The sequence below is a fragment of the Prevotella rectalis genome, assembly GCF_900607215.1.
Classification (GTDB): domain Bacteria; phylum Bacteroidota; class Bacteroidia; order Bacteroidales; family Bacteroidaceae; genus Prevotella; species Prevotella brunnea.
In genome coordinates this window covers 1-1,134 of record NZ_LR027827.1, presented here as the reverse complement: position 1 = coordinate 1,134, position 1,134 = coordinate 1, and the positions used below count along the sequence as shown (strand labels likewise).

The 1,134-nt window shown below is 36.5% G+C and carries 1 protein-coding gene and 1 pseudogene; both read left to right on the top strand.

Translation table 11 applies throughout. The features are described 5' to 3' along the window. Window positions 1–102 precede the first annotated feature (102 nt). Window positions 103–729 (top strand): type II CRISPR-associated endonuclease Cas1, encoded by a 627-nt coding sequence (gene cas1, locus E0E16_RS13245; RefSeq protein WP_321166775.1) that lies wholly within the window; start codon window positions 103–105, stop codon window positions 727–729. Next, window positions 726–1,025, top strand: a pseudogene (gene cas2, locus E0E16_RS13240) (CRISPR-associated endonuclease Cas2); the annotation flags it as partial. The gene cas1 and the pseudogene cas2, both read left to right, overlap by 4 nt. Between the last annotated feature and the right edge of the window lie 109 nt (window positions 1,026–1,134).

Genomic DNA, 1,134 nt, shown 5'->3' with positions numbered 1-1,134 from the left:
ATGGAGGAAACAAAGACAACATATGAAAGGAGAATATATCAATTCAAAAACTGGAAAGAAAAGAATAAAATAACAGTGGAAGTACAGAGAAAGGAAAGATGAATTACACACTTTATAGGACACTACCAACTTTCTGCAAGTGCGTCTTTCAATAAACAGCTTTGGAAACAAATAATAGAATGTAAGATAAAAAATCAAGCACAACTTCTTGAGAAATTAGGTAAAGAAGGAAAATGTTTGTTCCCTTATTATAATAATGTAAAGAGTGGGGATAGTACCAACCGAGAAGGGGCTGCCGCTAAACTATATTGGACACAACTATTTGGAAAAGATTTCATAAGAGATAGGAATCAGTCTGGCACAAATGCGCTGCTCAACTATGGTTATACCATTTTACGTGCGGCAGTAACGCGAGCAATGATGTCTGCAGGACTATTTCCTGCATTGGGCATCTTTCATCATAACCGCAGTAACGCTTTTCCTTTAGCAGACGACATGATGGAGCCTTACCGCCCATTCGTTGATGAAATAGTGTATCATCTTACCAAAAATGGACAAACTACACTTACCACTGAAGTGAAAGGAATATTGATAAAATTACTTTATTGTGATACATATTTTATGAATGTAACTCGTCCTTTAAGCGTGGGGCTTACCATGACAATGGCTTCTCTTGTGAAATGTTATGCGAAAGAAGTAAAGAAAATCAGTTTGCCCCTTTTGAAATGAGTGAAAACCGACTAAATGCTTATCATGTTATGTGGTTGTTTGTAATGTTCGATTTACCCACTGTTACAAAGAAAGATAAAAAGGAGGCTGCACGTTTTCGTAAAGAATTAGAGAAAGATGGATTTACGATGTATCAATATAGTATATATATTAGATATTGCGGTTCGCAGGAAAGTGCAAACGTTCATATCAAAAGAATTAAATCAATCTTAACGCCAAGTGGTAAAGTTAGTATTTTAACAGTAACAGACAAACAGTATTCAAAGATTATCAATATGTGTGCAAGTTCCAAAACGAAGTGCAATAAAAGAGTAGCCCTCGCCGAGAGATGCAGACGTTCTCGAAGCGTAGCGAGAGGTTGTCTGCATCTCTCGGCGAGGAAAAAAAACAACCAGCAATACAAAT